This is a genomic window from Nesterenkonia sp. NBAIMH1, assembly GCF_007922635.1.
Lineage (GTDB): Bacteria > Actinomycetota > Actinomycetes > Actinomycetales > Micrococcaceae > Nesterenkonia > Nesterenkonia pannonica.
Genome location: NZ_CP042335.1, coordinates 2,157,842 through 2,179,037 on the forward strand (window position 1 = coordinate 2,157,842; position 21,196 = coordinate 2,179,037).

Sequence of the window (21,196 nt, forward strand, 5' to 3'; positions counted from 1 at the left end):
GCCTTTATCGTTGCTGGTCGCCGGGAGCGAGGGAATTCGTCTCCTGTGACCCAGGCATCACCACGTGGTCCAAGCCGAATGCAGTGGGTTCGAGAGCTGCGGCCATCATTGCTTCCATGACCGCCTTGGGCACGAGACAGTCCGCGCATGCCCCCTCTCCGGCCTCGATCGTGACTACGACGCGACCCTGGTCGGTCGGTTCCCACCGGAGCAGGTAGCCATCGGCGCTCATGACATCCCGGAACTCCTGCAGTGCGTTGTCCACATCATTGGCGTTCATGTCACTGCTCACGAGGGGTCTCCGATGCTCGCGCAGGAGAACGGCAGCAGCCGGGGCGGATTGAGAGTGAATATCTCGACCACGGATGAGACCCCTGCATTGTTGGCTCCAGCGACCATGACCTGTATCGACGACGGAGCGCTCAGGAGGGGCACCGTTTCCGGCATCTTCGATTCGGTCGCAACGTCTGCTGTGGCGTCCGGATGTGCCGAGGGCAGACGCCACCGACTCTTCTTCGATATGGCATCTTTCCCCGCGGCGGCAAGCTCCGTGCGAGTGCGCTTTACGCGTTCGAAGACTGCCTCCCGCAAGTCATCCTTGCTCCAACCTTCTGCGGCGAAGAGGTTCGCGTGCTCGGGCACGAGCACGAGCAGAGCACTTGTGTATTCATGGATGAGCGCACCGGTCCGCCGAATGCTGTCTGCGAAGTCTTCTGCCAACTGCTCAGGGCGCATCGAGTGGCGCGCCTCGATGTGCATCACCGACCGGATCACGTAGGCGGTCACGACGCTGTCCTCAGCAGCAAACCCATTAGCCACGTGCCCCGGCTCCCAGGGGCTCTGCTCTTCATTTTCCCCAATGCACGCCGAATACTTGGCGGGGGTGCCTTGGGTAGCCTGATCCAAACCGTGGGGCCGCAAACCGAAGACGTTGTAGCATCCGAGACGGATGGCACGGCCGATCGTCGCGTTCGCGCGGAACCCCGAGCCGTAGATATCGCCTTGGTAGTTCAGTCCGATTTCATTGCGAATCGGACCGTTGACTACAAGGAACGGGGCCGTACCAGTCGTGCTCTGCCAGATGCCGCGCGCCGGGTGCGGCTCTTTGGCGATGGCCTCCCAAGCAGCAATCACGACGGGGAAGTACTCAGGGCGGCATCCTGCCAGTGCGGCGTTGATAGCGGCCAATCGAACAGTCATCGACCGATTCAGATGTGGGATGTGGAACAGCACGTCCTCGGAGTCGCGGGCTGACGCTGCTAAAAATGGTGCGAGGTAAGACTCCGTGACCGGCACCACAGGGAGCCCATCCGCCCATTCGTTGCTGTTGTAGTAGTCGAGTGCGGCGTGTGGCTGCCCGTCGATGACCATGTCGTTGGTTGCGTCTGTGGCGGTCATATCAGTTCTCCTCCACTCCGAGAATTCGTAGCAGTGAGGGCATGACTGCAGACACACGCTCACGCAGCTGATCGAGGTTCAGGCTCGCAACCGGATGCTGCACCGCACAGAATTCGAAGCCCGGGAATCCCTGCACCCTTGCCATCGCGCGGCCGGAGGGATAGAAGGAATCTGAGGTGATGCTCACCGCTGGAATGCCAGCACGTTCGAAGAGAATGCCGTCAGCGACCGTCGCTGCGCTGCATGAGCCGCAGTCACCCACCGCTGTGATCACGATGTCGACTTCATTGGCAATCTGATCTCGCAATGACTCGGAGATGGGAGTCCCGAAGTAATCCTTGGTGTAGAGCTTCGTCTGTTCAACACCATGCGAACGGCGCAGTTCCTGGCCGATCTCCTTCAGAAGGCTTTCGGCGCTTGTCTTAGTGTTGTCGACCAATCCGAGCACTGTGCCTCGGAGGGTGACGGGCCGAGGAGAGAGAGAGTTGTCAATCTCTCGTTCAGCCATCCCCGTGGGATCGAGTAACTTCTCCTGTGTCATGATCTATACTCCTAAAAAATAATTCCTTCTGTCACTTAAGGATGTTTGCGAACCTGAAAATCGTTAATGAGACCCTTCACGGGGTGAAACGAAATTCTCCACAAAATAGGCCTATGACGGTCCCCTTCTCTGGGATCTGAACATCACGATCATTCCGTCAAACCTTCATATCGAACCTCTCGAAGCGCCTTAGACAGTCGAGCAGCTGCAATTCGCAGCTTGTCGACCTGAGTCGTCTCTACGACATTGCGGTCTTCGAAAGCGAGAGAAATGGCCCCGACCGGCGTATCCCGGTACCCCATCAACGGGACGGCCACGCTGCACACGGTTTCAATGACTTGACCGTCGCTGATCGCATACCCGACGCGAACCACATGATCGAGAACGGCTTCCAGTTCGGCACGCGTGCTCGGCGTGCGACTCGTAAAGCGCTTGAGCCCTGCCGAGAGGATCTGTTCCCGCACAGTGATGGGCGCGTAGGCGAGCAGCACCTGCCCTATTGCACTCGCGTGCATGGGAGACCTGCCTCCAACCGTGGGGCCGCGTTCAGGGCGACGTCCCGGATGAAAACGCTCGATTGTCACCAGTTCAAGCCCTTGGCGTATGGCGAGATGAGCCGCGAACCCGGTGGTCTTGAACAGCTCTTCGATGTGTGGTCGCGCAATGTACTGCAAGCTTGTTGGTCGCGGAGCGAAGCTGGCGACCTCCCACAAGCGCAGGCCCACCGAGTAGCGGCCGTCGGCTCCCTTCTCCAGCGCCCCCCAAGCCGTGAACTGCTGCACAATGCGGTAGCAGGTCGCGATGGGAAGATTCGCGCGTCGACTGATCTCCGAAAGGGTCTGACGCTCTCGCCTGTTCTGGAAGGTGCCTAGAACGATAAGGGCGCGATCCACGACTGAACGAGGTGTGCCGGCCGGGACGCTCTCTTCTCCCGATAGGTCGTCCTCTTTGTCCCGTTGCCCAAGTGCCTCGTGAGCAGTCATGGCAGCCTCACTCACACCGGGGCCTTTTCGCGAAGTGCGTACACGGACTCGTGCCAAGGGATCACGAAGCGTTTAGCCTCGTTGACGATCAGGTACAGCACTAGTCCCATCAGGGAAAGCAGGAGGATCAGGGCGAACGTTCGATCGGTTTCTAGGGAGTTCATGGAGCTCATCACCATGGCGCCGAGACCACTGTTGCCCCCTAGAAACTCACCGACGATGGCACCAGTCGTGGCCAATGTGATGGCCACCTCCATGCCGGCAAAAAGGTAGGGGAGCAGGCTCCGCATCTCGAGCTGGGTGAAGGTCTGAGCGCGCGTCGCATTGAAGCTCGTCATCACTTCCCGCTGCCCTCTTTCAACAGAGCGAACCGCCAGAAGTACGTTCAGCATCACCGGGAAGAACGCAAGAATCGCCGCCAGTACGATCTTGGACGTCATTCCGAAGCCGAACCAGATGACGAACAGGGGGATGAAGGCGACCTTAGGCGCCACTTGCGCGATGATAATGATCGGTCGAGCACTGATCTCGAGCCATGGAAGTTTGCCGAGCACGACACCCAGCACCACGCCCACGGCGACACCAATCGCGAAACCAGCGAGCACCTCCGTAAGCGTGACACCGGCCTGGACCCACATGTTCGGTTCGCCGAGAATCTCAAAGACGGACTCCCCGACTGCGATGGGGGACGGCATGACCAGTGGATTTACATTCCGTGCTGTTACCCAGGCATGCCACCCAGCAAGTATGAGCAGGATCAGCCCTGGTGTCACGATCCACGGAAGAAGTTTCATCAGTCGTGCGTGCGACATATGTCAATCCCCCTTTTCCAGCTCACGCCGCAAGTCCCGTACAACCTCGTTGAACTCTGTTTCTGTTTGCAGTTCAACATCGCGCGGCTTCGAGAAATTGATTGGCACGATCTGCTCTATGCGCCCGGGGCGCGGTGTCATATGCACCACTCGATCGGCGAGGAAGACGGCCTCCGGAATATCGTGGGTCACGAATACGACCGTAGATTTTGTCGCTAAAACGATCCTCTGAAGTTCGATGTTCATTTTTTCTCTCGTGAGGGCATCCAAGGCGCCAAACGGTTCGTCCATCAGCAGAAGATCAGGTTCCGTGCTCAACGCTCGCGCGATGGCAGCGCGCTGGCGCATCCCGCCGGACAGTTCTCGGGGATACGACTGCTCAAAGCCTCCGAGCCCCACTAGTTCCGCCAACTCCGTCGCACGGGCGCGGCGGGCGGACTTGCCGACACCTCGCAGCTTCAGAGGCAATGCGATGTTGTCAAGCACGGAGAACCACGGAAAGAGGTTGCTTTCCTGAAATACGAAACCGAGTTTGGCGAGCGCCGAGCTGTCCACTCGGTCGCCGTTCCACAGCTGTCTGTCGTCCACCACGATTGAACCCGAGGTGGGACTGAGCAAGCCCCCCAGCATTCTCAGCAGAGTGGTCTTTCCGCAGCCGGAGCGTCCCACAAGCGTAATGAACTCGCCTCGACTTATAGACAGGTCGATATCCGAGACCGCTTGCGTGACTGCCGATTTTGTTCGGAACTCACGTCCGAGTCCCTTTATAACTAAGCGTGCATCTTCGTCGTGCTTTTCCGCAGCGGCGTTGCTGCGAGTGAGTGTGTGATCATTCATGATGGTCTGGGGCTCCCGTCACCAGGTATTCGTCGGCCAGCGCCTCTCTGGCCGCTTGGAATAGTTCTTGGCCAGATCTTCAGTTGCCTGGCACATGATCGTTGGTGATCCACGTGTCCGGGTCTCCATCGCCCTCAACGAGACCGGCGGTCGTATAGTCCTCGTAGATGCTGCTCCAACCGTCGAGGTCGTTTTCGATCCGATCGACCTGGCCCGAGGGGTCTACCCAGATCTCGTTGGTGTAAGCCTCCAGTGCTGCCTGTGCAGCCTCGTCGTCATCCAGTGCCGGGAATGAGTACTCCCCACGGAGCACCTCAATTACGTTCTCAAAATCGTTCTCTTCGTCGGCGGCAACGTCATTCACTGCCTCCTGCACAGCGGCAAGTACGGCCTCGATCTGCTCGACGGACTCCGGGTCATCCAGCGCCGAGCTGGCTGTGACCCATGTCTGCTGGGTAGGTGCGTCGGTCAGCCCTGCACTTGCGATCATCATGTCGTCGTTCTGCTGATCAAGGCTCATGGCAGTGTCGAGGCTGGCGATGTAGCCGTTCAGGGTGCCCTGCCGCACGAGTTCAAGGGTCGCGGCACTTACCTGGGTCGCCTGTCGATCTACCGAGTCTCCAGGGACATCGGCGTCCTGCAGGGCGAGGTCGAGCGTTGTCTCGCTGGTGCCGCCGACTGAGCCCATCCCGATCGTCAGCCCCTCGATGTCCTCGGCACTTTCGATCGGGTTCTCCATGCTTGAAACCATTCGCAAGCTTGATGCGTAGGTCATAGTTCCGACAGCTGTCAGGGGCTGTCCATCCTCCATGCTGGGCATAACGTCGGTGGTGTCGACGCGCGTCATGAGCCCCGCCCCTCCGATGGTCGCCTGCACGGCGGCCGGTGTGCCCTGCACCGGCTCGAGTGTCACGTCGAGACCATGTTCTTCGAAGTAGCCTCCGGCTTCGGCATACATCTCAGGGGTGAACGTAAGGGATTCGAGCGGAAGAAAGGTCACCACGGTGACCTCTGTGAGGTCTTCCGACTGTTCGCCGCTCGCTTCATCGGCTTCGGATTCCTCCTGCGCGCAGCCGGCCAGAACAAGCGCGCCGGTTGCAAGCAGTGAAACTCCGGCACTGGCCATGCGCTTCCGGCGGGAGATGAACGGAGTGTGGGTTGCTTCTGTCATGTCAGGCTCCTTGACGGGGGGTTCTGTGACTCAACCTTGCTGATCGTGCGGGCCCCGGGGGGCATACCTACATCGTGATCCATGTCACACAAACGGCCTAGCAACTTTTCGATGAGTGAAACACTATTTCGGCGGGATCTGACGAGATGTTGGGACTTCAGAGATCCAGGTCGTGCTCTAGCGGCTATTTTCCGGGAGAGCGAGACGCCATTCGTGGCAGAGCCCGGGTGACGCCCCCACTCCACTTTTCATCTGGTGAAAACGCTCCTAGTCCCTGAGCAGGGAGACTCGCTGCCTCCGGAGCCGGTACGCGACCCGCGCTGAGTTCAGCCACCGGTCGAATCTGCGGGGGAGCAGTCCGCCCTCCCGGGAGGTCTGAGGGCAGCGGAGGGTCACCCTGTAGCATCGATGTATGGCGATGCCGAAGGCAGCTCAGGAGGCGCACGGCGATGTGGGCGAGGTGCGTGCGGTGGACGCTGCGTCCTCGTTGTTCGGGGCCCTCGGCGATTCCTCGAGACTCGTGATCCTTCAGCACCTCCAGCTGGGCGAACATCGAGTCGTGGACCTGACGGAGCATCTGGGCCTCTCGCAGAGCACTGTGTCGAAGCACCTCGCGTGCTTACGGGAGTGCGGGCTGGTGAGCTCACGTGCACAGGGGCGCGCTTCCGTCTACTCGCTGAATCACGCGGAGGCCGTCATGCAGCTGCTCGCGTCAGCCGAATCGGTCCTGTCGCGTACCGGAGATGCCGTCACCTTGTGCCCCCTGCGTCAGGACGCACCACAGCGATAGAGGCACCCACGATGCCTCGGCCTTATGGGTGATCTGCGCCTCCGGGTCCGCAGCGGCTGTGGTCCTCCGTTTCGAGCTGGAACGTCGCGTGGTCGATGGAGACCTCGAAGTGCTCGCTCACACACTTTCGTATGGTTTCGAGGACGGCGGGGGCGTGCCCGTCGTAGAAGCAGGCATCCTCGAGGACAACATGGCCGGAGATGGTGGGAAGCCCTGTCGCCACAGTGGAAGCGTGCAGGTCGTGAACATCTCTGACGTGCTCCAGGTCCATGATGTGCTGCCGGACGTCGTCGAGGTCGAGGCCTTTGGGCGTGAACTCCATCAGCACACCCAGCGTCTCCCGCGTGATGATGGCCGCACGCGGGACGATCATCAGGGCAATGACGAACGCCGCGATCGTGTCAGCTCGGCTGTACCCGGTAGTCATCATCACGATGGCTGAGATGATCACCGCAATAGTCCCGAGAGCGTCCATGAGAACTTCCAGGAACGCGGCTCTCATGTTGAAGTTGGCGCTGCGGCCGGAAGACAGAACGGCGACGGCGGCGAGGTTCAGGACCAAGCCGATGATCCCGAACCAGAGCAGCTCCCCGGCGAGAACCTCGGGCGGGCTGTTCCAACGGTCTATACCCTCAATGACCGCATACACGCTCACACCGAGAAGCAGAAGGCCCTGACCGAGGGCGGCCAGAACCTCGACCCGCCGGAATCCCCACGTCCGTTTGGCGCTGGGAGGCCGAACCATGAGAAAGGCCGCGACCAGAGCCACGAGCAGGCCCGTTGAGTCGGTGAGGGAGTGGACCAGGTCCACCAGCAGCGCCAGGCTGCCGGTCATCCACGCCCCAATAGCCTGGGCGACGACGATGCCGAGTACCAGACCGAGAGCGATCCCTAATCGTCGACGATAGTCGGGGGCCTCCGCCGCCTGCGCGGGCGCGGAGCCGTGATGATGTCCAGCGCCCATGGTGATCTCCTCCTCCCGTGTCCGCAGAGCCTCGAGGGCGAAAGGATCGCCCTATGGCGATGTTATGCCTCCGCTTCAATATCATCCAAAGGTGCGAACACGTTGCGTTATCAGCAAGCCGTGGGCCCGTTGGGGGTTCCTTCAGTCGAGGGGAGGACGCCTGGCCCAGGCGGGGGCGGGTTCGGGCCGCACGCCGACCCCGATGATGCGCGGCAGGACGCCGGAGAGGGCGGGAACCCTTCGCAACGTGTGAGCGATGACCCGTGGAACACGCACCGGTCCAGTGCTGGTGAACACTCGCACCACGCCGCGATGGACACCCCGCTGGAAGGCCTGAGTGAGGCGGGTCGGCATCATCCGTCGACGCTGGACCGCCGCCGCTGCCCGATCGTTGATCGTGCCGTCGCGCAGGGGACGGGCCAGCATCCGGGCGGCGGCAACTCCGTCCTGGACTGCCACGTTGACCCCTACGCCTCCTACGGGTGACATGGCGTGCGCCGCGTCGCCGATGCACAGAAGCTCGGAGCGCCACCAACGCGTCAAGCGTTGCATCTTCACGTCCAAGAGCTTGACGTCTGCAAGGGCCAGTCGCTGAGCGGCCTCCGCGTCCTCGGGGATGGCAGCGGCGATCTCCCTGCGGAGGGTTTCTTCACCTCGTGCCCGCAGGGCTGGGTCGGAACTCTTGGGGATGAGCATCGCAGCTTGGATGTAGTCGCCGCGGGGGATCGGCAGCACGGGATGCTCGGTGCTGACCCGAGGGAACAGTGCGGCACGGCTGGCGGTCTTGGCGCCCGGAGCATCCAGCCGGAACCACCACACGTCCAGGGGGACGGAGAAGGAAACGGCCGGCAGTCGCGCCTCCTCACGGATGGCGGAGTCACGCCCGTCGGCGGCGATAGTCAGCAGGGCTGAGATGTCCTCCGCTCCGTCCGGTCCGAGGGTCTTCACGCCGGTGACCTTCGCGCCCGGAAGGTCTGCGGAGCCCTGAGGGTCCGACCAGAGGAGACCGCTCACCGCGGTGTTCATGCGCAGTTCGAAGTGGGGCTCACGACGCCCTGCCTCTGCAAGCAGATTCAGGAAATCCCACTGCGGGGCCATAGCCACGTACGGGTGGGGCTGCTTCAGGCGGCCGAAGTCCGCCACTGTGACCTGCTCGCCGTCGGAGGCGAGGAGTTGTACTCTCTCCACCTTCTGATGAGCGATCTTCTCGAACTCATCCATCAGGCCCAAGTCATCGAGCAGCGTCAGGGTGCTGGGGTGGATTGTGTCTCCGCGAAAGTCGCGGAGGAAGTCACCGTGCTTCTCCAGCACGAGGACGTCGACGCCTCCACGGGCCAGCAGCAGCCCAGCAATCATGCCGGCAGGGCCTCCGCCGGCGATGACGCACGTTCGGGTGCGTTCGCTCACGGGCTCTTCAACAGGCAGGTGGACAGTGGTCCCTCTCAGGACCGACGGTCACCTTTGCCTGCAGCATCATCGTCCTGGGGCTCGTACGCGCCACCCTCGTCGTTCCATCGGTCGAGGCGAGATGAACCTTTGCTTTTCGCTGCTCGTAGGCGGTCCTGCTCTGCCCGCTCCTTCTTGGATTCCGTAGACATTCGACAGCTCCGATCGGTGCTCGGCGGCCAGTGAGTCACTTCTAACGCTACGCGCATTGCCGGTCGATTGATACGCCTACGGGGCACCTTTAGGCGAACCTCACGACAAAGGGCCTTCATTATTCGGTGAGGCCTTTCCTATGGCTGAAAGGCACGGTGGCTGACCGGCGACGCAGCATGCTCGAGGAGCTGCAGTGCCCTGGGGTGCTCATCACCCGGTCGGGGCTGCCGATTGGCCTGCGTTCCCCGCTTATTGCGCAGGCCCAAGTGGAGCCTCCAACCGGATTTGAACCGGTGACCTTTCCATTACGAGTGGAACGCTCTACCAGCTGAGCTATGGAGGCCTGCGGGCGCGAAAGCGCCGCGCGGTGAATCATCCTAGCTCACCACGCGGCACTTTCGCTCATCAGGGCTGGGCGGCGCCTCAGAGGGCGGACGTCGGCTGGTCCGAAAGCCGCTCGTCGTCCATCTCCGGTACCACCATGACAGGGCCCTGCGCGGACAGCAGCACACCTCGTGACGTGGAGCCCATCAGCGTGCTGGCCACCGCGCCGCGGCCGCGTGTGCCGACCACCGTCAGCTGGGCCTTCTCGCTGGCGAGCGCCAGGGTGCCCACAGGGGTGCCTGACTCCACGCCGACGGTGACCTCCAGGTGCGGGAAGTGCCCGCGGATCCACTCAGCCTCGCGCTCCATGTGCTTCTTCAGCTCATTCACCCGACGCTGCACCGACGTGCTGTCGCTGGGGCCCACACCGGGGTACCACTCCAGGGTGTCGCCCAGGGGCGGCAGGGTGAGGATCATGTGCAGCCGGCTGCGGCGGGCATCAGCGGCCTCGGCCGCCTGCAGGGCTGCCACGCGCGACTGCTTCGAGCCGTCGAGTCCGACCACCACCGGTGCGCCTTCGTCCTTCATCGGCGCGAAGGGGTCGTCCAGGTCCTTCACCGTCTCGGCATAGGACTTGGGGACCACAACGGTTGGCGTGTGGGCGTGGCCCGGGACGGCCGAGGAGACGGAGCCGAGAATGCGCCCCAGGAAGCCGCCCCGTCCGCGTCCGCCGAGGACGACGAGGTGGGCCGAGGAGGAGAGCTCCACGAGGATGCCGGCCGCGTCCCCGTGCTCGGCGCGATAGGTCACCTCTCCCGGGTACTCCTCGAGGTAGTCGCGGGCCTGGCCGAGAGTCTCCTGAGCGGCCTTGCGGGTGGCGCTGTCCTCGGGAACCTCAGGAATGGCCGGAAGCGTGGTGTAGATGGCCGAGGGCAGCTTGAACGCGTGCACCACGGTCAGCGGAGCATTGCGCCGCTGCGCCGCGCGGGCGGCATAGTGCAGCGCAAGCCGGGCCTGCTCGGACCCGTCGAACCCGACCAGAACCCCCAATGGGCGGTCATCCAGGCCATACGACGTCATGCCGGACTGTGTGCCGGTCTCCGAATTGCTCATGCTTCCTCCTGCGGCTCGGGGCTGTATGCGCCGGCTTCGGACACGGCCCCTCCCTCGAGGCAGCGTCGCCGTACCGGCAATACCCATTCTAATGCGACGCAGATCACTTTTCTACAGGCTGTAGAAGAATTTCAGGAGCGGTAGGTCCACGGGGGCGGACGGTCGCGCGACCTTCGCATGAGGCACGTTCTGCCTGATCAGCAGGCGAAGCGGCCCTCCTCGAGCTCACCGTCGACCAGCCACGCGTCCACCAGATCGGTCACGCAGTCATTGCCCGGCCGGTAGGCGACGTGCCCCTCACCCTCGTAGACGATCAGCGACGAGCTGGGCACCGCGTCGTGCATGCTCTCAGCCCACTGCACCGGCGTGGCGGGGTCACCCGTGGTGCCCACCATCAGCATCGGCGGCAGCTCCTGATCCGCAATGGATCCCGGCTCCCAACCGTCCGAGACAGGCTCATGGGGCCACTCAGCGCACAGCACCCCAGAGTGGCCCAGGTAAGGCCCGAACGTGGGTGCGCGCTCCGTGAGCTCCTCGAACTCGGCCTCGATGCTTTCCTGGTCTGAGGCCATGCTGTAGTCCAAGCACATGACTGAGCGGAAGGCCCACGACGACATCCACTCGTACTCTCCCGACGGGGCCCGTCCTGCCTGCTGATCAGCCCAGAACATGAATGCGTAGTAGTCGCCCTCCTCCAGCGCCAGCGTCAGCGCTTCGGCGAGGAACTCCCACCCCTCCGGCGAATACATCGGGGTGATGAAGCCGCTCACCAGCATCGAGACGTTCAGGGTCCGCCCCGCAGGCTCCACCGTCACCGGCTGCTCATCCACCTGGGCGAACAGCTGCCGCACCGCCTCCACCACCTCGTCCGGGGTCTCCGCGATCGTGCACTCCGCCTCCGCAGCGCACCATTCCGCGAAGCCCCGCAGCGCCTCCTCGAAGCCCACCGCCTGGGCAACCGTCAGATCGTGGGCGCCGTTGGTCACATCCATCATCGCGTCCAGAGCGAAGCGGCCCACGAGATCCGGGAACAGCTCCGCGTAAGCCATGCCCAGCTTCGTCCCATACGAGAAGCCCATATAGTGCAGCTCGTCCTGGCCCAGAGCGCCCCGAATGATGTCCATATCGCGGGCAGCCGAGAACGTGTCGACGTGGCCCAGCAGCTCACCGGTGCGATCGGCGCACTGCGCACCGAGCTCCTCCGCCTGCTCCCGCGCCTGAGCGAACTCCTCATCCGGATTCAGCTCAGGGTCCGCCTCCTCCTCCCGGTAGGCGTCCATCTCTTCGTCGGTCATGCATTCCACGCCGTCCGACCGGTGGACTCCGCGGGGGTCGAATCCGACAATGTTCAGCTCCTCCCGCACCTCCGCGCTCACGACGCCGTTGAGCTGCTCACCGACCATGTCCACGCCCGACTCGCCCGGCCCGCCCGGATTGGTCAGGACGAAGTCGTCGTCAGGGGAGACGGAGTCCGCGATGAGGGCGATCTCCAGCGGGTCGCCCTCCGGATCGTCGTAGTCGACGGGGACGGTGATGTCCGTGCAATGCATCGCGGCTGCGCAGTCCTCCCAGTCCGGCTCCTGAGCGTAGAAGTCCGCGAGGCGCTCGTCGGCCTCCCCGTCCCCCTGCGTGTCCTGGGCCGACTCGGGCGCATCCTCAGCAGCAGGCGGCGTCTCCGCGGTGGATTCGCCGGCGGCGTCGTCCTCCGGCTCTGCGCAGGCTGAGAGGCCCAGAGCCGCCACGATCAGGGGAACCGTCCACCGTGCCGCGCGGGAGTGAAGCTCAGGCATTCGAGGCCTTTCGTGGGATGAGCTGCATCATCATGGCCTCCATCGCCAGCTGCGGGGGAACGTTCCTGCTGATGCGGTCGCGAGCCGCGTTCAGCGCCTTGAGGCACTCGAGAGTCTGCTCCGAGGTGAGCCGATCGGCATAGTCGATGAGCTGCTCACGAAGATGATCATTGATCAGCTCCATCGCACCGTTCTCCCCGCCCAGCTTCACCGCAAGGACATCGCGGAACACAGCCGTCAGATCGATCAGGGTTCGGTCCAGGGCATCATGGACGGACCGCTTCGCGCGGCGCGTGGAGTCCTCCTCGAGCCGCTTGAACTGTCCGCGCAGCTTCGGCGGGACCTTCTCCTCCGGATCCAAGCCCAGAGAGCGGCGCAGAGACGCCGTCTCATCGCTCAGCCGCGCATCCGACTCGGCCTCCGCCTCCGTCTGGGCGATGCTGACCAGCTCACCCGCGGCGAGCACGGCAGTGGAGGCGCTGCCGACCCGAAGGGGCAGGGAGACCACATGCTCGCGACGTCGGCGAGCTTCGGGATCCCGCGCCAGTCGGCGCGCGACGCCCACATGGTTCTGGGACACCCGAGCCGCGAAAGCCGCCTGCTCGGGATTCAGCCCATCCCGCTCGATCAGCAGCTGAGCCACCGCCTCAGCCGGAGGAATGCGCAGACTGACCAGCCGGCACCTCGAACGGATGGTGATGAGCACATCCGCGGGGGAGGGGGCGCACAGCACCCAGATCGTGCGCGGGGGAGGCTCCTCGATCGCCTTCAGGAGCACGTTCGTCGCCCGCTCCGTCATCCGGTCGGCATCCTCAATGACAATCACTCGCCACTCGGCGCCCTGGGGCCGGTCCTGGGCAGTCGTGACCAGCTCACGGACATCCTCGATGCGGTAGGTGACGTTCTCCGTCGAGACCATGGACACCGCAGGGTGCGTGCCGCTCAGAATCAGCTCGCAGGTCCGGCAGGCTCCGCAGCCGTCCCCGGCCTCGCAGTTCAGGGCGGCCGCGAAGGCGCGCGCCGCATTGGACCGGCCCGAGCCGGGCGGGCCCGTGAAGAGCCAGGCGTGCGCAGGCGTCGAAGCCACAGCCGTCTGCAGCTGCTCCACCACCTTCTCCTGCCCCACCAGCTCGCCGAAGACGCCTGAGGACGGGGCGTCGGCCTCCACCTGCTCAGACATTCAGCATCGGCTCCAGCGCCTCGCGGATCCGCGCGTGCACCTCAGGTGCGGGAAGCGTCCCATCCAGCACCAGATAGCGCTCCGGCGCCTGGGCGGCCCGGCCCAGGAACGCGTCCCTAAGCCGTGCGTGGAACGTCTCCTCTGCAGACTCGATGCGGTCCCCCGGCGCGCCCAGATCCCGCGCCTCACGGCGGGCCTTGGAGATCGCGGGCGCCACATCGAGCAGCACGGTCAGATCCGGCACCATGCCCTCGGTGGCCCAGTCGTTGAGGTCCGCGACGGCTTCGACGCCCAGCTCACGTCCGGCGCCCTGGTAGGCCAACGAGGAGTCCACGAACCGGTCAGACACCACGACCTGCCCGGCCTCGATCGCCGGGCGGATCTTCTGGACCACGTGCGCGGCGCGCGAGGCCGCAAACAGCAGCGCCTCGGTGCGCGGATCGACCTCACCCTGCCCGTGCTCCAGAAGGATGGTCCGGACGCGCTCGCCGATGTCAGTGCCCCCGGGCTCGCGCGTCACAATCACGTCACGGCCGGCTGCGGACAGCCATTCGCGCAGCAGGCCGACCTGGGTGCTCTTGCCTGCGCCCTCTCCGCCTTCGAATGCGAGAAATAGGCCCGGGCGCGCCGGTGCGGAAGAAGTGGGGGGAATGTCCGTCACGCGGACAGCCTATCCGCCGTCGCCTCAGGCATGGATAGGATAGGCCCCATCATGACTGATGCCCTCGCGCTGACAAGCCAGCTCGCCGTCGCCCCCGTGTGGATCTGGGTGACGACCATCCAAGGCCTGCTCTACCAGCTCTTCGCCCTCGTCATCCTCGTGGTGGCGATCGCGGCGCTGGTCAAATGCCTGAGCAAGGACTCCCAGCGATTCGAGATCGCGTTCAAACGCACCAAACAGTTCTGGCTCGCCATGACCGGCGGCGCCTGCATGCTCGCGCTGCTGGGCCTGCTGGGCTTCGGCCCCTTCACGCTGCTGTTCCCAGTGGCTGCAGCGGTGATGGCCACCGTCTATCTGGCAGACGTCAACCCGGAAGTGTCCTGATCGGGCGCGACCCGAAACCCTCGAACGGCAAGGAGCCCTCGCAATGGCCTACAACCTGATTCTGCTGCGCCACGGCCAGTCAGAGTGGAACGAGAAGAACCTCTTCACCGGCTGGGTTGATGTGAAGCTCACCGACACCGGCCGCGCCGAGGCTTCACGCGGCGGAGAGCTGCTGGCCGAGAACGACCTTCTCCCGGACGTCGTCCACACCTCGCTGCTCCAGCGGGCCATCACCACCTCCCACCTCGCTCTCGAGGCGGCGGACCGGCTGTGGATCCCGGTGAAGCGGGACTGGCGCCTCAATGAGCGTCACTACGGTGCCCTCCAAGGCAAGGACAAAGCCGAGATCCGCGAGACCTACGGCGACGAGCAGTTCATGATGTGGCGCCGCTCCTTCGACACCCCGCCCCCTGAGATCGACGACGCAGACCCTTACTCGCAGGCGGGGGATCCGCGCTACGCCGACCTCCAGTCCCCGCCCAGGACGGAGTGCCTCGCCGACGTCGTCGACCGCTTCCTGCCCTACTGGGAGGAGTCGGTGGTTCCAGACCTCAAGGCTGGCAAGACAGTTCTGCTCGCCGCGCACGGCAACTCGCTCAGGGCCCTGGTGAAGTACCTCGACGGCATCAGCGACGAGGACATCGCAGGAGTGAACATCCCCACCGGCATCCCCCTGCACTACGAGCTGGACGAAAGCCTCAGCCCCGTGACTGCCGGCGGCACCTACCTGGACCCCGACGCCGCGAAGGACGCGATCCAGGCGGTCGCGAACCAGGGCAAGAAATAGTCGGAGCCGATAGGACCGCCTGCTCGGCGGCCGGCGGCCCTATCGGGCGTTGAGCTCGCCCGTGTGAAGGTAGCCGACCTTGCGCGCCACGGACACGCCGTGGTCGGCGAACCGTTCGAAGTAGCGCGACGTCAGCGCAGCATCGGCGCTGGCGGCCCCGCCTGCCGTCCACTGGTCTCCAGCGATCGTGATGAAGACTCCGGCGTGCAGGTCGTTGATCTGCTCATTGAGCGACTCGATCTCGCTGATGAGCTGAGGGTCCCGGGTCAGGAGCAGCTCCACGAGCTTCTTCGCAATCAGAATGTCCTTCTCTGCCATCTCCTGGTACACGCGCCGCAGCGAGTGCTCAGCGACGTGCTCGGGGTATCGCAGACGAACAAGCTGGGCGATGTGCCGCGCCAGATCGCCCATGCGCTCCATCGAGGTGGACATGCGCAGCGCACCCACCACCAGCCGAAGATCCGACGCCACCGGCCCCTGGAGCGCCAGCAGCTCGACCGCCTTCTCATCCAGCATGGCCTGGAGTCTGTCGATCTGCACGTCGTCGGCGATCACCTCCTCAGCCAAGTGCACGTTCGCGGTCTCGAATGCCCGATAGGCCTTGCCCATCGCCTGATGGACCAGGACCGCCACCTCATGCAGCTTGTCGCCGAGATTGTGGAGGTCTTCCTGGAAGAGCTTGCGCATCGAGTCATGTCCTTATTGGCCTGCGTTCAACGGGGTGCCTGTCCACAGTGGTCGCCCCAGGTGACACGGCTCAGGATGGCGGCTGACGCAGAGGTGAACTTCTGGTGAACATCTGTCTGCGCGGCGACACGCGGACAGCACAGGCTCCGGCGGGGCCCTAAGCTGGGACGTTGTGGACTCCCTGCTCGTTGCGGCTACAGCGCTGATCGTCGGCGTCGCGCTGGGCGTTGCGTGCATGTACGCCTTCCGGGTCTCCGAGCGGCAGCGTGCCGCCGACGTGGACGTCGACGAGCCCTCGATGCCGGCAGGCGCCACAGAGGTCCTAGCCTCCCTGGGCCTGGGGTACATCGTCGTCGACACCGTCGACGGAGTGGTCCGGGCCAACCCCGCCGCATACGCCTTCGGGCTCGTCCGCGGCCACACAGTGGTGCACCGCGAAGTTCTGGCCCTCACCGCACGGGTCCGCGGCGACGGAGTGATCATCGAGGAGCAGCTCGAGCTGCCTCGCGGCCTGCAGGGCGAAGCCAGCATCGTCGCCAACCTGCGGGTCGCACCCCTGGGCGACGAGTACATCCTCGTCCTCGCCGACGACCGCACTGAGGTCTCCCGCACCGAGGCGGTGCGCAACGACTTCGTCGCCAACGTCTCCCACGAGCTGAAGACCCCCGTCGGCGCCATCAGCCTGCTCGCCGAAACCATCGAAGATGCCGCCGAGGACGAGGACGCCGTCCGACGGTTCTCCAAGCGCCTGCACAAGGAGTCCGTCCGCCTCGCCGCGCTCGTGCAGGACATCATCGAGCTCTCCCGCGTGCAGGGCAAGAACGTGGTGCACGCCGGCAGGCCCGTCGACCTTCAGGCTGTGATCGACGAAGCCGTGGACCGCTCCCGGCTCACAGCTGAGGAGCGGCACATCCAGATCAAGGTCGGCGGGAACCTGCCCAGGCGCGTCCACGGCGACCAGGAGCAGCTGACCATGGCCGTCCGAAACCTCATCGACAACGCGCTTCGGTACTCGCCCCCCAACACCCGGGTGGGGGTCGGCCTGGCGTCGGCGGACGGGGTCGCCGAGGTGGCCATCACCGACCAGGGGATGGGCATCGCACCCGAGAACCAGGAGCGAATCTTCGAGCGCTTCTACCGCGTCGATGCGGCCAGGTCCCGCCAGACCGGCGGCACAGGCCTGGGGCTGAGCATCGTCAAGCACGTGATCGGAAACCACGGGGGAGAGGTGTCGCTGTGGTCCCAGCAGGGCAAGGGATCCACCTTCACCGTGCGGCTTCCGGAGATCGACGAAGGTCTGGACTCCCTCAGGGGCCTCACCGGCGTCGACGAGACCCTGACCCACCGCGCGGGGCAGCGTGAGCTGACCGCAGAAGAGCCCACCATCGCACCGAAGAAGCCGCCGGCAGCGCCCCGCGCCGGCGAAGGAGGAGACGCGTGACCAGGATCCTGATCGTTGAGGACGAGGAGTCGTTCTCGGACGCCCTCTCATACACCCTGGAGAAGGAGGGCTACGACGCACTGGTGGCCGCCGACGGGCTCGAGGCGGTCGATCTCTTCGACCGCGAAGGGGCAGACCTGGTGCTGCTGGACCTCCAGCTCCCCGGCCAGCCCGGCACCGAGGTGTGCAGGCAGATCCGGCTCCGCTCGAACGTCCCGGTGATCATGCTGACAGCGAAGGACTCGGAGATCGACAAGGTGGTCGGACTGGAGCTGGGGGCCGACGACTACGTCACCAAGCCCTACTCCTCCCGCGAGCTTCTGGCTCGAGTGCGAGCGGTCCTGCGGCGCAACGTCGAGCCTGAGTTCGAAGACTCCTCCACCATCTCAGCCGGACCCGTGCGCATGGACATTGAGCGCCATATCGTCGAGCTCGCCGGCCGCAAGGTCAGCCTTCCCCTGAAGGAGTTCGAGCTCCTCGAGATCCTCATCCGCAATGCTGGACGCGTGCTGACCCGCGGGCAGATCATCGACAGGGTGTGGGGCTCCGACTATGTGGGAGACACCAAGACCCTGGACGTGCATGTGAAGCGCCTCCGCTCGAAGATCGAGTCCGACCCCGCCAAGCCTCGGCTTCTGGTGACCGTGCGAGGCCTCGGCTATAAGTTCGACGGCTAGACTGTCCGCTGGTCCAGGCATACGACGACGGCGGAGGTTGCATGAGCGACAAGGACACCACCCAGCCCATCCGGAGAGCACTGATCAGCGTCTTCGACAAGACAGGTCTCACTGAGCTCGCGCAGGGACTCCACGATGCGGGTGTGGAGCTCGTATCCACCGGCTCCACGGCCTCCCGCATCGCCGACGCCGGAATACCGGTGACCCAGGTGGAGGACGTCACCGGATTCCCCGAGATGCTCGACGGGCGGGTGAAGACGCTCCACCCGCGCATCCACGGAGGCATCCTCGCCGATCGTCGCAACCCGGAGCACGTCAGCACCCTGGAGGGCCACGGCATCGCCCCCATCGATCTGGTGATCGCCAACCTCTACCCCTTCGCCGAGACGGCGGCCTCAGACGCCTCCGAGCAGGAGATCGTGGAAAAGATCGACATCGGCGGCCCCTCGATGGTGCGCGCCGCTGCGAAGAACCACGCCTCAGTGGCCGTCGTCGTCGACCCGCTCAGGTACGGCGAGACGATCGCCGCCGCAGGGCAGGGCGGATTCACCCTGGCTCAGCGCAAGCGCCTGGCCGCTCTTGCCTTCGCGCACACTGCTGCATACGACACCGCCGTGGCACGGTGGACGGCCCAGGAGTTCGACACCGACTTCGACGCCGCAGACCTGCCCGCCCCTCCGGTGGTCAGCGAATCGCGCCGCAAGGCACACTTCCCGCCCTATGCCGGCCTCGCACTGGAACGCGTGGCCTCCCTGCGGTACGGCGAGAACTCCCACCAGCCGGCAGCCGTCTACACCGAGCCGCACGCCGCCCCAGGGCTGGCGCAGGCACAGGTGCTCCACGGCAAAGCCATGAGCTTCAACAACTACGTGGACGCCGACGCGGCCGTCCGCGCCGCGTTCGACTTCTCACGTCCTGCTGTTGCGATCATCAAGCACGCCAACCCGTGCGGAATCGCGCAGGCTGACAGCGTCGCTGCCGCCCACAGTGCGGCGCACGCCACGGATCCCCTCTCCGCCTTCGGAGGGGTCATCGCCGCGAACCGAGAGGTCAGCGCAGAGATGGCCCAGGCCGTATCGGAGGTCTTCACCGAGGTGGTGGCGGCGCCCTCCTTCTCAGATGAGGCGCTGGAGATCCTGAGGCAGAAGAAGAACGTCCGGCTGCTGCAGCTGGCCGAGGGCCACCACCGGGAGACGGTCGAGTATCGCCAGATCTCCGGCGGCATGCTTCTCCAAGCCTCCGACGCTCTCGACGCAGACGGCGACGACCCCTCGAACTGGAAGCTGGTGGCAGGCCCTGCCGCCGAGGAGCAGGTGCTGACGGACCTGGCCTTCTCGTGGCGAGCGGTGCGCGGGGTGAAGTCCAACGCCATCCTGCTGGCCAAGCATCAGGCAGCGGTCGGCATCGGCATGGGCCAGGTCAACCGGCTCGACTCCTGCCGTCTGGCTGTTCAGCGGGCCAACACCCTCGGAGGCGAGGGCGTGGAGCGCGCCCGCGGCGCCGTGGCCGCATCCGATGCGTTCTTCCCATTCGCCGACGGGCTGGCAATCCTCATCGCCGCCGGCGTGACCGCCGTGGTGCAGCCGGGCGGATCCCAGCGCGACGAGGAAGTCATCGCCGCTGCCCAGGACGCCGGTCTGACGATGTACTTCACCGGCACCCGGCACTTCGCACACTGACCTGAGCGACCGAAGAGATAGGGCAGAACGCCGTGACTGAAGAGCTGCTCGATGAGCTGACCGAGCTCATCCGTGAGGAAAGGCTCCGCGAGCTTCGCCAGGCGCTGAGCGACTCGAACCCCGGCGACGTCGTGGACTTCCTGGAGCGACTGGGGGTCAAGGATCGCGCCGTCGCGTTCCGGCTCCTGCCCAAAGACGTGGCGGTCGAGGCTTTCGACCTCCTGGATGAGGCGCTCCAGCATGAGCTTCTCGAGGGCCTGAAGGACCACGACGTCGCCCACTTCTTCGAGTCCCTGGATCCGGACGACCGAGTCCGGCTGATGGACGAGATGCCAGCCTCGGTCGCCCGGCAGATGATGCGTCACCTCGACGAGCGTGAGCGGAATCTCACGAACATCGTGCTCGGCTACGACCTGGGCACGATCGGCCGCCACATGAGCCCCGAGTTTGTCGCCCTGCGCCAGGAGCTGACCGTGGCGGAGGCGCTGCAGAAGGTGCGCGCCCAGGCCGAGGACGCCGAGACGATCTACACCGTTCCCGTGGTCGACGCGAGCCGGATGCTGCAGGGAGTGGTCTCGCTCCGCGACCTGCTGAAGGCCGACAGCGCAGCCGTGGTCGGCGAGCTGATGGCGGAGGCCGACTCCGTGGACGCCGACCACGACGCGGAGGACGCAGCGCGCCGGTGCGCCGACCGCAAGCACCTCGCCATGCCGGTCACCGACAAAGAGCACCGCGTCGTCGGAATCTTCACCGTGGATGACGCGCTGGACATCATCGAGCGGGCTGAGAATGAGGATGCGGCTCGGCACGGCGGTGCCGAGCCGCTGAACCGGCCCTACCTCTCCACGCCTGTGCTGACCATTATGAAATCGCGCATCGTCTGGCTGCTGGTCCTGGCCGTCGGCGCCACGCTGACGGTGTCGGTGCTCGACGCATTCGAGGACCAGCTGGAAGCCGTGGTGGCACTTGCGCTCTTCGTTCCCCTGCTGATCGGCACCGGCGGAAACGTCGGCAACCAGGCAGCCACCACAGTCACCCGCGCTCTTGCACTCGGCGACGTGCGCACCAGGGACGCGATCAAAGTGCTGTGGCGAGAGGTGCGAGTGGGGCTGACGCTCGGCTCGTCCCTCGGTGTGCTCGCTCTCGTGATCACCGGCGGGGTCTACGGCTGGGACATCGGCCTGGTCATCGGCCTGACGATGCTCGTCGTCTGCACCATGGCGGCCTCCGCAGGAGGGCTCATGCCGCTGCTGGGCAAATCGATCGGAGCCGATCCCGCCGTCTTCGCCAACCCGTTCATCGCAACGTTCGTCGACGCGGCAGGCCTCATCGTCTACTTCCTCATTGCGATGACCGTCCTCGGCATCTGAGGCCCCGG

General features: G+C 64.8%; 21 protein-coding genes and 1 tRNA gene. 7 read left to right on the forward strand and 15 right to left on the reverse strand.

Annotated features, from left to right (window positions below; all coding sequences use genetic code 11):
- Positions 1–4: 4 nt before the first annotated feature.
- From FS388_RS13280 to FS388_RS10355, 7 genes are all read right to left on the reverse strand, one after another.
- Positions 5–292 (reverse strand): hypothetical protein, encoded by a 288-nt coding sequence (locus FS388_RS13280; RefSeq protein WP_146341339.1) that lies wholly within the window; start codon positions 290–292, stop codon positions 5–7.
- Positions 289–1,398 carry a hypothetical protein gene (locus tag FS388_RS10330; RefSeq protein WP_146341340.1) on the reverse strand — a complete coding sequence of 370 codons (1,110 nt, stop codon included), beginning with the start codon at positions 1,396–1,398 and terminating at the stop codon, positions 289–291. The genes FS388_RS13280 and FS388_RS10330 overlap by 4 nt, the downstream gene beginning before the upstream one ends.
- Position 1,399: 1 nt before the next feature.
- Positions 1,400–1,939, reverse strand: a complete 540-nt coding sequence (locus FS388_RS10335) for a UGSC family (seleno)protein (protein ID WP_146341341.1) — start codon at positions 1,937–1,939, stop codon at positions 1,400–1,402.
- Positions 1,940–2,088: 149 nt separating this feature from the next.
- A complete protein-coding gene (locus tag FS388_RS10340) occupies positions 2,089–2,922 on the reverse strand; it encodes an IclR family transcriptional regulator (RefSeq protein ID WP_146341342.1) in 834 nt (277 codons plus the stop codon).
- A gap of 11 nt (positions 2,923–2,933) precedes the next feature.
- Entirely contained in the window at positions 2,934–3,734 is an 801-nt protein-coding gene (locus tag FS388_RS10345) for an ABC transporter permease (RefSeq protein WP_146341343.1), read from the reverse strand.
- A gap of 3 nt (positions 3,735–3,737) precedes the next feature.
- Positions 3,738–4,571 carry an ABC transporter ATP-binding protein gene (locus tag FS388_RS10350; RefSeq protein ID WP_146341344.1) on the reverse strand — a complete coding sequence of 278 codons (834 nt, stop codon included), beginning with the start codon at positions 4,569–4,571 and terminating at the stop codon, positions 3,738–3,740.
- Between the two features lie 79 nt (positions 4,572–4,650).
- A complete protein-coding gene (locus FS388_RS10355) occupies positions 4,651–5,742 on the reverse strand; it encodes an ABC transporter substrate-binding protein (RefSeq protein ID WP_146341345.1) in 1,092 nt (363 codons plus the stop codon).
- Positions 5,743–6,160: 418 nt separating this feature from the next.
- On the opposite strand from FS388_RS10355, the gene FS388_RS10360 reads away from it, so the two are divergent.
- Entirely contained in the window at positions 6,161–6,532 is a 372-nt protein-coding gene (locus tag FS388_RS10360; RefSeq protein ID WP_371708779.1) for an ArsR/SmtB family transcription factor, read from the forward strand.
- A 22-nt stretch (positions 6,533–6,554) separates the two neighbouring features.
- Here FS388_RS10360 and FS388_RS10365 read toward each other — a convergent pair whose 3' ends face one another.
- From FS388_RS10365 to tmk, 7 genes are all read right to left on the reverse strand, one after another.
- The gene (locus FS388_RS10365) at positions 6,555–7,496 is read right to left on the reverse strand and encodes a cation diffusion facilitator family transporter (RefSeq protein ID WP_146341347.1); all 942 of its coding nucleotides are present in this window, start codon (positions 7,494–7,496) and stop codon (positions 6,555–6,557) included.
- A 141-nt stretch (positions 7,497–7,637) separates the two neighbouring features.
- A complete protein-coding gene (locus FS388_RS10370) occupies positions 7,638–8,903 on the reverse strand; it encodes an FAD-dependent oxidoreductase (RefSeq protein ID WP_246836189.1) in 1,266 nt (421 codons plus the stop codon).
- A gap of 459 nt (positions 8,904–9,362) precedes the next feature.
- Positions 9,363–9,438 (reverse strand) — tRNA-Thr (locus tag FS388_RS10375).
- An 80-nt stretch (positions 9,439–9,518) separates the two neighbouring features.
- A complete protein-coding gene (locus FS388_RS10380) occupies positions 9,519–10,532 on the reverse strand; it encodes a universal stress protein (RefSeq protein WP_246836190.1) in 1,014 nt (337 codons plus the stop codon).
- 197 nt (positions 10,533–10,729) lie between these two features.
- Complete coding sequence (locus FS388_RS10385) at positions 10,730–12,322, reverse strand: alpha/beta hydrolase (RefSeq protein ID WP_146341349.1); 1,593 nt, start codon at positions 12,320–12,322, stop codon at positions 10,730–10,732.
- Positions 12,315–13,502, reverse strand: a complete 1,188-nt coding sequence (locus FS388_RS10390; RefSeq protein ID WP_146341350.1) for a DNA polymerase III subunit delta' — start codon at positions 13,500–13,502, stop codon at positions 12,315–12,317. Before FS388_RS10390 ends, FS388_RS10385 begins: the two co-directional genes overlap by 8 nt.
- The gene (gene tmk / locus FS388_RS10395; protein WP_371708268.1) at positions 13,495–14,163 is read right to left on the reverse strand and encodes a dTMP kinase; all 669 of its coding nucleotides are present in this window, start codon (positions 14,161–14,163) and stop codon (positions 13,495–13,497) included. The genes FS388_RS10390 and tmk overlap by 8 nt, the downstream gene beginning before the upstream one ends.
- A 51-nt stretch (positions 14,164–14,214) precedes the next feature.
- Between tmk and FS388_RS10400 the strand changes: the two genes are divergently transcribed.
- Both FS388_RS10400 and FS388_RS10405 read left to right on the forward strand, forming a co-directional pair.
- Positions 14,215–14,547, forward strand: coding sequence for a DUF2516 family protein (locus FS388_RS10400; RefSeq protein WP_168198687.1), 333 nt, complete (start codon positions 14,215–14,217; stop codon positions 14,545–14,547).
- Positions 14,548–14,590: 43 nt separating this feature from the next.
- On the forward strand, positions 14,591–15,334 hold the full coding sequence (locus FS388_RS10405; protein WP_146341352.1) for a phosphoglyceromutase: 744 nt from the start codon (positions 14,591–14,593) through the stop codon (positions 15,332–15,334).
- 39 nt (positions 15,335–15,373) lie between these two features.
- On the opposite strand, the gene phoU is transcribed toward FS388_RS10405, so the two are convergent.
- Complete coding sequence (phoU, locus tag FS388_RS10410; protein WP_146341353.1) at positions 15,374–16,021, reverse strand: phosphate signaling complex protein PhoU; 648 nt, start codon at positions 16,019–16,021, stop codon at positions 15,374–15,376.
- A gap of 181 nt (positions 16,022–16,202) precedes the next feature.
- Here phoU and FS388_RS10415 point away from each other — a divergent pair, with 181 nt between their 5' ends.
- The 4 genes from FS388_RS10415 to mgtE are packed head-to-tail and all read left to right on the forward strand — an operon-like array spanning position 16,203 to position 21,188.
- Positions 16,203–17,462 (forward strand): cell wall metabolism sensor histidine kinase WalK, encoded by a 1,260-nt coding sequence (locus tag FS388_RS10415; RefSeq protein WP_246836369.1) that lies wholly within the window; start codon positions 16,203–16,205, stop codon positions 17,460–17,462.
- Positions 17,459–18,139 (forward strand): response regulator transcription factor, encoded by a 681-nt coding sequence (locus FS388_RS10420; RefSeq protein ID WP_146341354.1) that lies wholly within the window; start codon positions 17,459–17,461, stop codon positions 18,137–18,139. Before FS388_RS10415 ends, FS388_RS10420 begins: the two co-directional genes overlap by 4 nt.
- Positions 18,140–18,180: 41 nt before the next feature.
- The gene (gene purH, locus FS388_RS10425; protein WP_146341355.1) at positions 18,181–19,818 is read left to right on the forward strand and encodes a bifunctional phosphoribosylaminoimidazolecarboxamide formyltransferase/IMP cyclohydrolase; all 1,638 of its coding nucleotides are present in this window, start codon (positions 18,181–18,183) and stop codon (positions 19,816–19,818) included.
- 32 nt (positions 19,819–19,850) lie between these two features.
- Positions 19,851–21,188, forward strand: coding sequence for a magnesium transporter (gene mgtE / locus FS388_RS10430; RefSeq protein ID WP_210410187.1), 1,338 nt, complete (start codon positions 19,851–19,853; stop codon positions 21,186–21,188).
- Positions 21,189–21,196 lie beyond the last annotated feature (8 nt).

Bases quoted from the DNA above. Each gene is read 5' to 3' on its own strand.
- FS388_RS10330 (WP_146341340.1), bottom strand. From the start codon at position 1,398: ATGACCGCCACAGACGCAACCAACGACATGGTCATCGACGGGCAGCCA.
- FS388_RS10335 (WP_146341341.1), bottom strand. From the start codon at position 1,939: ATGACACAGGAGAAGTTACTCGATCCCACGGGGATGGCTGAACGAGAG.
- FS388_RS10340 (WP_146341342.1), bottom strand. From the start codon at position 2,922: ATGACTGCTCACGAGGCACTTGGGCAACGGGACAAAGAGGACGACCTA.
- FS388_RS10345 (WP_146341343.1), bottom strand. From the start codon at position 3,734: ATGTCGCACGCACGACTGATGAAACTTCTTCCGTGGATCGTGACACCA.
- FS388_RS10350 (WP_146341344.1), bottom strand. From the start codon at position 4,571: ATGAATGATCACACACTCACTCGCAGCAACGCCGCTGCGGAAAAGCAC.
- FS388_RS10355 (WP_146341345.1), bottom strand. From the start codon at position 5,742: ATGACAGAAGCAACCCACACTCCGTTCATCTCCCGCCGGAAGCGCATG.
- FS388_RS10360 (WP_371708779.1), top strand. From the start codon at position 6,161: ATGCCGAAGGCAGCTCAGGAGGCGCACGGCGATGTGGGCGAGGTGCGT.
- FS388_RS10365 (WP_146341347.1), bottom strand. From the start codon at position 7,496: ATGGGCGCTGGACATCATCACGGCTCCGCGCCCGCGCAGGCGGCGGAG.
- FS388_RS10380 (WP_246836190.1), bottom strand. From the start codon at position 10,532: ATGAGCAATTCGGAGACCGGCACACAGTCCGGCATGACGTCGTATGGC.
- FS388_RS10385 (WP_146341349.1), bottom strand. From the start codon at position 12,322: ATGCCTGAGCTTCACTCCCGCGCGGCACGGTGGACGGTTCCCCTGATC.
- FS388_RS10390 (WP_146341350.1), bottom strand. From the start codon at position 13,502: ATGTCTGAGCAGGTGGAGGCCGACGCCCCGTCCTCAGGCGTCTTCGGC.
- FS388_RS10400 (WP_168198687.1), top strand. From the start codon at position 14,215: ATGACTGATGCCCTCGCGCTGACAAGCCAGCTCGCCGTCGCCCCCGTG.
- FS388_RS10405 (WP_146341352.1), top strand. From the start codon at position 14,591: ATGGCCTACAACCTGATTCTGCTGCGCCACGGCCAGTCAGAGTGGAAC.
- phoU (WP_146341353.1), bottom strand. From the start codon at position 16,021: ATGCGCAAGCTCTTCCAGGAAGACCTCCACAATCTCGGCGACAAGCTG.
- purH (WP_146341355.1), top strand. From the start codon at position 18,181: ATGAGCGACAAGGACACCACCCAGCCCATCCGGAGAGCACTGATCAGC.